Below are 9092 nucleotides of genomic sequence, written 5' to 3' on the forward strand. Positions count from 1 at the left end.
GGGTGGCGGGTGGGACCTCAGCCGCCGTACGAGCGCAGCGCGTCGATGGCGCGGACGGTGACGTCCTCCACCGGGCCGGTCGCGTCGATGCCGACCAGCTTGCCCTGGGCGCCGTAGTAGTCCACGAGCGGCGCGGTCTTCTCGGCGTACTCCCGCAGCCGGGCGGCGATGGTCTCCGGCTTGTCGTCGTCGCGCTGGAACAGCTCGGCGCCGCAGCGGTCGCAGACGCCCTCCCGGCTCGGCGAGTCGAACTCGACGTGCCAGATCTTGCCGCAGCCGCGGCAGGTGCGCCGGCCGGACAGCCGCCGGATCACCTCGTCGTCGTCGACGACGAGCTCCAGCACCAGGTCCAGCGCGGTGCCGAGGTCGGCGAGGAGCTTGTCCAGCGCGGCGGCCTGCGGAGTGGTCCGCGGGAAGCCGTCGAGGAGGAAGCCCTCGCTCGCGTCCGGCTCGGCGAGCCGGTCCCGCACCATGTTGATGGTGACCTCGTCCGGGACCAGCTTGCCGGCGTCCATGTACCGCTTGGCCTCGACCCCCAGCGGCGTGCCCTGGGAGACGTTCGCCCGGAAGATGTCACCGGTCGAGATCTTCGGCACCGAGAGGTGCGCGGCGACGAACTCCGCCTGTGTGCCCTTGCCCGCGCCCGGCGGACCAACCAGAACGAGTCGCATCTACCGCAGGAACCCTTCGTAGTTCCGCTGCATGAGTTGGCTCTCGATCTGCTTCACGGTCTCCAGACCGACGCCGACCATGATGAGCACAGCGGTGCCGCCGAACGGAAAGTTCTGGAACTGCTGGTTGTCGAGCCAGATGAAGAAGAAGTTCGGCAGGATCGCGACGATGCCCAGGTAGAGCGCGCCCGGCAGGGTGATCCGGCTGAGGATGAAGTCGAGGTACTCGGCGGTCGGCTTGCCGGGGCGGATGCCCGGCACGAAGCCGCCGTACTTCTTCATGTTGTCCGCGACCTCGGTCGGGTTGAACGTGATCGACACGTAGAAGTACGTGAAGAAGATGATCAGCAGGAAGTAGATCGCGATGTGCTCCGGCGCGCTCGCCTTCACGATGTGGTTCTGGATCCACGCCTGGACCTTGCCCGGGTCGTTCTGATCGAAGAACTGGAGCGCGAGCTGCGGCAGGTAGAGCAGCGACGAGGCGAAGATGACCGGGATGACACCCGCCTGGTTCACCTTCAGCGGGATGTAGGTCGACGTCCCGCCGTACATCCGCCGGCCGATCATGCGCTTGGCGTACTGCACCGGGATGCGGCGCTGCGCCTGCTCGATGAAGGTGACAGCGGTGATGACCAGCAGCACCAGGGCGATGACGAGGAGGAACATCCCCCAGCCCTTTGTGGTCTTGATCTTCCAGCCCTCGCTGGGGAGCCGGGCCGCGATCGAGGTGAAGATCAGCACGGACATGCCGTTGCCGACGCCCCGGTCGGTGATCAGCTCACCGAGCCACATCACCACGCCGGTGCCGGCGGTCATCGTCATGACCAGGATCGTCAGGGTCAGCCAGTTCGGGATGCCGGTGCCCTGGGGCACGATCGGGAACTGGTCGCACTGGTTGTTGAACAGCTGCCCGGAGCGGGCCAGCGCCACGAACGCCGAGGACTGGAGGATGCCCAGGCCCAGCGTCAGGTAGCGGGTGTACTGCGTGATCTTGGCCTGTCCGGCCTGGCCCTCCTTGCGGAGCTGCTCCAGGCGCGGGATCACCACCGTCAGCAGCTGCAGGATGATCGACGCGGTGATGTAGGGCATGATGCCCAGCGCGAAGACCGAGAGCTGGAGCAGCGCGCCACCGGAGAAGAGATCCAGCAGGTTGAGCACACCGGTGCTGCCACCCTGGATCGTGTCGAGGCACTTCTGCACGTTGCCGTACGAGACGCCCGGGCTGGGCAGCGTGGCGCCCAGCCGGTAGACCGCGATGATGCCTACTGTGAACAGCAGCTTCTTGCGCAGGTCAGGCGTACGGAACGCACTGAGAAAGGCGGACAGCAACTTCTTCCTCCTGCGCGACGCGGGCCGCCGGTGAACGAGTCCCTGGCGGGGCGGGGTGTGGTGCCGGACGGAGTGTCCGGAATCCATGGCTGGGAACGGACTCTAACAGCCCGGTCCCGGTCCGGGCAGATGTGCCCGGCTACATAAACCGAATCCGATGTTACCCGGCGCACACGTCGCCGGTAGACCATGGCGCCCGCCCAGTTGCGAACAACTGAGCGGGCGCCATGAACATCGTCTTACAGCTCGGTGACCGAGCCACCGGCGGCGGTGATCTTCTCCTTGGCCGACGCGCTGAACGCGTGCGCCGACACCTGGAGGGACACGCCACCGAGGTCGCCGGTGCCGAGCACCTTGACCGGGTGGCCCTTGCGGACCGCACCGGCCTCGACCAGCTCGACCGGGCCGACCTGGCCGCCGTTCGGGAACAGCTCGGCCAGCCGGTCCAGGTTGACCACCTGGAACACGACCTTGAACTTGTTCTTGAAGCCCTTCATCTTCGGCAGGCGCATGTGGATGGGCATCTGCCCACCCTCGAACGCCGGCGAGATGTTCTTGCGGGCCTTGGAACCCTTGGTACCGCGACCGGCCGTCTTGCCCTTCGAGCCCTCACCGCGACCCACACGGGTCTTGTCGGTCTTGGCGCCGGGAGCCGGACGCAGGTGGTGCACCTTGATCGTCATTACTCGACCTCCTCGACCTTCACGAGGTGGTTGACCGTGAAGATCATGCCGCGGATCTCCGGCCGGTCCTCCTTGACCACCACGTCGTTGATCCGCTTGAGACCGAGGGAACGCAGCGAGTCACGCTGGTTCTTCTTGGTCCCGATCTCGGACCGGACCTGGGTGACCTTCAGGCGTGCCATCAGGACGCCACCCCCGCCCGCGACGCCAGCATGGCAGCCGGCGCGACGTCCTCGACCGGCAGACCACGACGGGCCGCGACCTGCTCCGGGGACTCGAGCCCCTTCAGGGCCGCCACCGTGGCGTGCACGATGTTGATCGGGTTGGACGAGCCGAGGCTCTTGGAGAGCACGTCGTGGATGCCCGCGCACTCCAGCACGGCACGCACCGGGCCACCGGCGATGACGCCCGTACCGGCGGAGGCCGGCTTGAGCAGCACCACACCGGCCGCGTCCTCGCCCTGCACCGGGTGCGGGATCGAGGCGCCGATGCGCGGCACCTTGAAGAAGTGCTTCTTGGCCTCCTCGACACCCTTGGCGATCGCCGCGGGCACCTCCTTGGCCTTTCCGTAGCCCACACCGACGGTGCCGTCGCCGTCGCCCACGATCACCAGGGCGGTGAAGCTGAAGCGACGACCACCCTTCACGACCTTGGCGACGCGGTTGATCGCGACGACCCGCTCGAGGTGCGGGGTCTTCTCGACGGGCGCGTTTCCGCGGCCGCCCTCACGGCGGTTGTCGCGGCGACCACCCTCGTTGCCACCGGACCCGCCGCCACGGCGCTGTTGACCTGGCATCAGCAGCCTTCCTTCTCTCTCGTGACGGGGTTTCTAGAACTCGAGCCCGGCTTCGCGGGCGGCGTCGGCAAGCGCGGCGACACGCCCCGCGTACCGGTTGCCACCGCGGTCGAAGACGACCTTCGAGACGCCGGCGGCCTTGGCGCGCTCGGCGAGAAGCGCGCCGACCTTGCCGGCCAGGGCGCTCTTGTCGCCCTCGGCGCCGCGCAGCGAGGCGTCCATGGTCGAGGCCGACGCCAGGGTGTGACCCTTGGTGTCGTCGACGACCTGGGCCACCATGTGCCGCAGGGAACGGGTGACGACCAGGCGGGGACGCTCGGCGGTGCCGCTGACGTTCTTGCGGACCCGGAAGTGCCGACGCGCACGCCCGACGGCACGCTTGGCGGCGACGCCGCGGCGGCGCTTGAGCAGCGTGGCGCTCACTTCTTACCTGCCTTTCCAGCCTTGCGGCGGATGACCTCGCCCTGGTACTTCACGCCCTTGCCCTTGTAGGGCTCCGGCGGACGGATCTTCCGGATGTTGGCGGCGACCTCGCCGACCTGCTGCTTGTCGATGCCGGCCACGTGGAACAGCGTCGGCTTCTCGACCGTGAAGGTGATGCCCTCCGGCGCCGGAACCAGGACCGGGTGCGAGAACCCGAGCGCGAACTCCAGGTCCTTGCCCTTGGCGGTCACGCGGTAACCGGTACCGGCGATCTCCAGGCTCTTGCGGTAGCCCTCGGTGACACCGACGATCATGTTGGCCACCAGCGTACGGCTCAGGCCGTGCAGCTCCTTGGCCTTGCGCTCGTCGTTGGGCCGGTTGACGTGCAGCTCGCCGTCCTCGCCCCGCTCCGCCGTGATCGGCTCGGCCAGCACGTGGCTCAGTTCGCCCTTGGGGCCCTTGACCTTGACGGTCCGGCCGTCGATCGTGATGTCGACGCCGGCAGGCACCGGGATCGACTTACGTCCAATACGCGACATTTCTACCTGTCTCCCGTTACCAGACGAAGGCGAGGACTTCCCCGCCAACGCTCCGCTTGCGGGCCTGCCGGTCGGTGAGCAGCCCCTGGGACGTCGAAATGATCGCCACGCCCAGCCCGCCGAGCACCCGCGGGAGCCCGTCCGACTTGGCGTACACCCGGAGACCGGGCTTGGACACGCGCTTGATGCCGGCCAGGCTCCGCTCGCGGTTCTGGCCGTACTTCAGCTCGACGACCAGTCGCTTGCCGACGGCGCCCTCCTCGGGCTCCTCGACCGACCAGGTGGCGATGTAACCCTCGGCCTTGAGGACCTCGGCGATGTTCGCCTTGATCTTCGAGTAGGGCATCGTCACCCGGTCGTGGTACGCCTGGTTGGCGTTACGCAGACGCGTGAGCATGTCTGCGATCGGGTCGGTCATCGTCATGAAAACTCGTCAACCTTTCTCGCCGGGGTTCCCCGGGCCAGGCCCGGGGCCTACGGCGAAGAGACAGTTCAGCTGACGCGCCGGAGCGCGCCGGGCTATTACCAGGAAGCCTTGGACACGCCGGGCAGCTCACCGCGGTGGGCCATCTCCCGGATGCACACCCGGCAGAGACCGAACTTGCGGTAGACCGCCTTCGGACGCCCGCACCGCTGGCAGCGGGTGTACGCGCGAACCGAGAACTTCGGCTTCGCGGCCGCCTTGAGGATCAGCGCCTTCTTGGCCATCTCAGTTCTCCTTGAACGGGAAGCCCAGGAGCTTGAGCAGCGCCCGGCCCTCGTCGTCGGTCGTGGCGGTCGTGACCACCGTGATGTCCATGCCCCGCTGGCGATCGATCTTGTCCTGGTCGATCTCGTGGAACACCGACTGCTCGGTCAGGCCGAACGTGTAGTTGCCGTGCCCGTCGAGCTTGCGCCCGTCCAGGCCGCGGAAGTCACGGATACGCGGCAGCGCGATCGAGAGCAGCCGGTCCAGGAACTCCCACATCCGGTCGCCGCGCAGGGTGACCTTCGCGCCGATCGGCATGCCCTCGCGGAGCTTGAACTGCGCGATGGACTTGGTGGCCCGCCGGACCTGCGGCTTCTGGCCGGTGATGGTGGCCAGGTCGCGGACGGCCCCGTCGATCAGCTTGGCGTCGCGAGCGGCCTCGCCGACACCCATGTTGACGACGATCTTGACCAGCCGCGGCACCTGCATCGGGTTGGCGAACTCGAACTGCTTCTGCAGCTCGCCCACGATCTCGTTGCGGTACCGCTCCTTGAGGCGCGGCAGGGTCTTGGTTTCGGTAGCCGTGGTCATCAGAGGTCCTTACCGGTGCTACGCGCGATGCGGACCTTCTGGCCGTTGTCGTCGATCCGGTAGCCGACGCGGGTCGGCTTGCCGTCGGAGTCCAGGACCATCACGTTCGAGACGTGGATCGGGGCCTCCTGGGTGACGATGCCACCGGTCTTGGCGCCACGCTGGGTGGTGCTGATGCGGGTGTGCTTCTTGACCCGGTTCACGCCCTCGACCAGGACCTTGTCCTGCCGCGGGTAGGCCGCGATGACCTTGCCCTTGGCACCCTTGTCCTTGCCGGCGATGACGACGACCGTGTCGCCCTTCTTGACCTTCACGGTCACAACACCTCCGGCGCGAGAGAGATGATCTTCATGAACCGCTTGTCCCGCAGCTCCCGGCCCACCGGGCCGAAGATGCGGGTACCGCGCGGGTCCCCGCCGTCCTTAATGATGACGGCGGCGTTCTCGTCGAAGCGGATGTACGACCCGTCCGGCCGCCGCTTCTCCTTGGCGGTCCGAACGACGACGGCCTTGACGACGTCGCCCTTCTTCACACCGGCACCGGGGATCGCGTCCTTGACGGTCGCCACGATGACGTCGCCGATGCTCGCGTAGCGCCGACCGGAGCCGCCGAGCACCCGGATGCACAGGATCTCCCGGGCACCCGTGTTGTCGGCGACGCGCAGTCGCGACTCCTGCTGAATCACGTCTATCTCCTATGTCTGCCGGTTCTCCGGCCGCTCGGGGCGGCCGGAGCCTGGCGGAACCTGCGCCCGACCGAGACCCGGCCGAGCTCGAGCCTTCGCTACTTGGCCTTCTCGAGGATCTCCACGAGCCGCCAGCGCTTGGTGGCGGACAGCGGCCGGGTCTCCATGATCAGGACCCGGTCGCCGATGCCGGCCGAGTTCTGCTCGTCGTGGACCTTCAGCTTGCTCGTACGGCGCATGATCTTGCCGTACAGCGCGTGCTTGACGCGGTCCTCGACCTCGACCACGACGGTCTTGTCCATCTTGTCGCTGACCACGAGGCCCTCGCGAACCTTGCGGCGGGACCGCGCGGGGGCGGTGGTGTTCTCACTCATGATGCAGTCACCTCAGTCGGCGCGGCCGAGAGACCCAGCTCACGCTCACGCATGATCGTGTAGATCCGGGCGATCTCCCGACGGATGACCTGCAGCCGCCGGTTGTTGTCCAGCTGCCCGGTTGCGGCCTGCACGCGGAGGTTGAACAGCTCCGCCTTCGCCTCGCGCAACTTCGTGACCAGCTCCTCCTCGGAGAGCTCACGCAGCTCGGAGGGCTTGACGCCCGCTGCCATCAGGATTCACCCACTTCGCGCGTAACAATGCGGCACTTCATCGGGAGCTTGTGGATCGCGCGACGCATCGCCTCTCGCGCGATCTGCTCGTTGGGGAAGGACATCTCGAAGAGAACCCGCCCCGGCTTCACGTTGGCGACCCACCACTCGGGCGAACCCTTACCGGAACCCATCCGGGTCTCGGCCGGCTTCTTGGTGAGGGCCTGGTCCGGGAAGATCGTGATCCAGACCTTGCCGCCACGCTTGATGTGGCGGGTCATCGCGATACGCGCCGACTCGATCTGGCGGTTGGTCACGTACGCCGGCTCGAGAGCCTGGATCCCGAACTCGCCGAACACCACCCGGTTACCACCCTTGGACGCGCCACTGCGGTCCGGGTGGTGCGGCTTGCGGAAGCCCTTCGGGGGCTTGCGCGGCATCAGCATCTGTCAGCCCTCCTGCTGCTGTTCTGCCGGCTGGGTCGCGGCTGCGGCGACAGCGCTGCTGTCGACGGGCTCACCGGCCGGCGTCTCCGCCTGCTGCGCGATGGTCGTCGCGGCAGCGCGGCCGGCCTCGGTGCCACCGGCGGTCGTACCGGACGAGCCCGAGCGGCCACGGCGCGGCCGGTCCGGCCGGTCGCCACGGTCACGGCGCGGGCCGCGCGACGGGGCGGCCTCGGCCGGGGCCTCGCGGCCCGGGACGGCGTCGCCCTTGTAGATCCAGACCTTCACGCCGATCCGGCCGAAGGTGGTACGGGCCTCGAAGAAGCCGTACTCGATGTTGGCCCGCAGCGTGTGCAGCGGAACCCGGCCCTCGCGGTAGAACTCGGTCCGGCTCATCTCGGCGCCGCCCAGACGGCCCGAGACCTGAACCCGGATGCCCTTGCAGGCGGGGTTCTTCATGGCGGACTGCATCGCCTTGCGCATGGCCCGACGGAAGCTGACCCGGCTGGACAGCTGCTCGGCGACGCCCTGGGCGACCAGCTGCGCGTCCGACTCGGGGTTCTTCACCTCGATGATGTTCAGCTGGACCTGCTTGCCGGTGAGCTTCTCCAGCTCGCCGCGGATCCGGTCGGCCTCCGCACCCTTACGGCCGATGACGATGCCCGGCCGGGCGGTGTGGATGTCGACGCGGACCCGGTCCCGGGTGCGCTCGATGTCGACCTTGGAGATGCCGGCGCGCTCGAGGCCCTTGGACATCATCCGGCGGATCTTGACGTCCTCGCCGATGTAGTCCTTGTAGAGCTTGTCCGCGAACCAGCGGGACTTCCAGTCGGTCGAGATGCCGAGCCGGAACCCGGTCGGGTGAACCTTCTGACCCATTACTCGGCACCCTCCGTCGTGCTCTGCTCCTCAGCGGCCGGCTTGGCCGGAGCGGCCTTCTTCGCCGACTTCTTCGGCGTGGCCGCCGCGACCGCCTCGACCGCCACGGTGATGTGGCACGTGCGCTTGCGGATCCGGTACGCCCGGCCCTGCGCCCGCGGCCGGAACCGCTTCATGGTCGGGCCCTCGTCGACGAACGCCTCGCTGACGAGCAGCGCGTCGGGGTCCAGCCGCTCGTTGTTCTCCGCGTTGGCGATCGCGCTCGCGAGCACCTTGTACACCTGCTCGCTCGCAGCCTGCGGCGCGAACTGCAGCACCGTGAGCGCCTCCTTCGCGGGCAGGCCGCGGACGAGGTTGACCACCCGGCGCGCCTTCATCGGCGAGATGCGCACGTGCCGCGCAACCGCCCGCGCGCCCGGAAGCACCGGAGCGTCGCCCTTTCCTGGCATCGCTGTAACCCCTTGTTCCTCTATCCGTATGCCCGCGGCGTCAGCGCCGGCGGCTCTTCCGGTCGTCCTTCTCGTGACCCTTGAACGTGCGGGTCAGCGCGAACTCGCCGAGCTTGTGCCCGACCATGGCCTCGGTCACGAAGACCGGGACGTGCTTACGTCCGTCGTGCACGGCGATCGTGTGACCCAGCATCTCCGGGATGATCGTCGAGCGGCGCGACCAGGTCTTGATGACGTTCTTCGAGCCCTTGTCGTTCTGCGTCTCCACCTTCTTGAGCAGGTGGTCGTCGACGAACGGGCCCTTCTTCAGGCTGCGAGGCATGTCTTATC

General features: G+C 67.9%; 18 protein-coding genes. All 18 read right to left on the reverse strand.

The annotated features are described in order from the left end of the window. Positions 1–17: 17 nt before the first annotated feature. Positions 18–671 (reverse strand): adenylate kinase, encoded by a 654-nt coding sequence (locus O7546_RS25150; protein WP_013288618.1) that lies wholly within the window; start codon positions 669–671, stop codon positions 18–20. Next, positions 672–2000 (reverse strand): preprotein translocase subunit SecY, encoded by a 1329-nt coding sequence (gene secY, locus O7546_RS25155; RefSeq protein ID WP_281600100.1) that lies wholly within the window; start codon positions 1998–2000, stop codon positions 672–674. 239 nt (positions 2001–2239) lie between these two features. After that, the gene (rplO, locus tag O7546_RS25160; RefSeq protein WP_018784561.1) at positions 2240–2683 is read right to left on the reverse strand and encodes a 50S ribosomal protein L15; all 444 of its coding nucleotides are present in this window, start codon (positions 2681–2683) and stop codon (positions 2240–2242) included. Beyond that, entirely contained in the window at positions 2683–2865 is a 183-nt protein-coding gene (rpmD, locus tag O7546_RS25165) for a 50S ribosomal protein L30 (RefSeq protein ID WP_013473693.1), read from the reverse strand. The genes rplO and rpmD overlap by 1 nt, the downstream gene beginning before the upstream one ends. Continuing rightward, positions 2865–3479, reverse strand: coding sequence for a 30S ribosomal protein S5 (gene rpsE / locus O7546_RS25170; protein ID WP_088987583.1), 615 nt, complete (start codon positions 3477–3479; stop codon positions 2865–2867). The genes rpmD and rpsE overlap by 1 nt, the downstream gene beginning before the upstream one ends. A 33-nt stretch (positions 3480–3512) precedes the next feature. Next, entirely contained in the window at positions 3513–3902 is a 390-nt protein-coding gene (rplR, locus tag O7546_RS25175; protein ID WP_030501605.1) for a 50S ribosomal protein L18, read from the reverse strand. Next, positions 3899–4441, reverse strand: coding sequence for a 50S ribosomal protein L6 (rplF, locus tag O7546_RS25180; RefSeq protein WP_013288623.1), 543 nt, complete (start codon positions 4439–4441; stop codon positions 3899–3901). The genes rplR and rplF overlap by 4 nt, the downstream gene beginning before the upstream one ends. 16 nt (positions 4442–4457) lie before the next feature. Continuing rightward, complete coding sequence (gene rpsH / locus O7546_RS25185; RefSeq protein WP_013288624.1) at positions 4458–4865, reverse strand: 30S ribosomal protein S8; 408 nt, start codon at positions 4863–4865, stop codon at positions 4458–4460. 98 nt (positions 4866–4963) lie between these two features. After that, complete coding sequence (locus O7546_RS25190; RefSeq protein WP_007073023.1) at positions 4964–5149, reverse strand: type Z 30S ribosomal protein S14; 186 nt, start codon at positions 5147–5149, stop codon at positions 4964–4966. A 1-nt stretch (position 5150) separates the two neighbouring features. Then, on the reverse strand, positions 5151–5720 hold the full coding sequence (gene rplE, locus O7546_RS25195; protein WP_013288625.1) for a 50S ribosomal protein L5: 570 nt from the start codon (positions 5718–5720) through the stop codon (positions 5151–5153). Continuing rightward, entirely contained in the window at positions 5720–6040 is a 321-nt protein-coding gene (rplX, locus tag O7546_RS25200; protein WP_013288626.1) for a 50S ribosomal protein L24, read from the reverse strand. The genes rplE and rplX overlap by 1 nt, the downstream gene beginning before the upstream one ends. Next, positions 6037–6405, reverse strand: coding sequence for a 50S ribosomal protein L14 (gene rplN, locus O7546_RS25205; RefSeq protein ID WP_007073026.1), 369 nt, complete (start codon positions 6403–6405; stop codon positions 6037–6039). The genes rplX and rplN overlap by 4 nt, the downstream gene beginning before the upstream one ends. A gap of 98 nt (positions 6406–6503) precedes the next feature. Continuing rightward, positions 6504–6779 carry a 30S ribosomal protein S17 gene (gene rpsQ / locus O7546_RS25210; protein WP_013288627.1) on the reverse strand — a complete coding sequence of 92 codons (276 nt, stop codon included), beginning with the start codon at positions 6777–6779 and terminating at the stop codon, positions 6504–6506. Next, positions 6776–7012 (reverse strand): 50S ribosomal protein L29, encoded by a 237-nt coding sequence (gene rpmC, locus O7546_RS25215; RefSeq protein WP_013288628.1) that lies wholly within the window; start codon positions 7010–7012, stop codon positions 6776–6778. Before rpmC ends, rpsQ begins: the two co-directional genes overlap by 4 nt. Continuing rightward, positions 7012–7437: a 50S ribosomal protein L16 gene (rplP, locus tag O7546_RS25220; protein WP_007465292.1), complete on the reverse strand. Its 426-nt coding sequence runs from the start codon at positions 7435–7437 to the stop codon at positions 7012–7014. Before rplP ends, rpmC begins: the two co-directional genes overlap by 1 nt. 3 nt (positions 7438–7440) lie before the next feature. Further along, on the reverse strand, positions 7441–8313 hold the full coding sequence (gene rpsC, locus O7546_RS25225; protein WP_194801424.1) for a 30S ribosomal protein S3: 873 nt from the start codon (positions 8311–8313) through the stop codon (positions 7441–7443). Then, positions 8313–8762 (reverse strand): 50S ribosomal protein L22, encoded by a 450-nt coding sequence (gene rplV, locus O7546_RS25230; RefSeq protein WP_013288630.1) that lies wholly within the window; start codon positions 8760–8762, stop codon positions 8313–8315. Before rplV ends, rpsC begins: the two co-directional genes overlap by 1 nt. A gap of 40 nt (positions 8763–8802) precedes the next feature. Next, positions 8803–9084 carry a 30S ribosomal protein S19 gene (gene rpsS, locus O7546_RS25235; RefSeq protein ID WP_007073032.1) on the reverse strand — a complete coding sequence of 94 codons (282 nt, stop codon included), beginning with the start codon at positions 9082–9084 and terminating at the stop codon, positions 8803–8805. Positions 9085–9092: the final 8 nt, after the last annotated feature.

The organism is Micromonospora sp. WMMA1976, assembly GCF_027497335.1.
In the GTDB taxonomy this organism is placed as follows: domain Bacteria; phylum Actinomycetota; class Actinomycetes; order Mycobacteriales; family Micromonosporaceae; genus Micromonospora; species Micromonospora aurantiaca.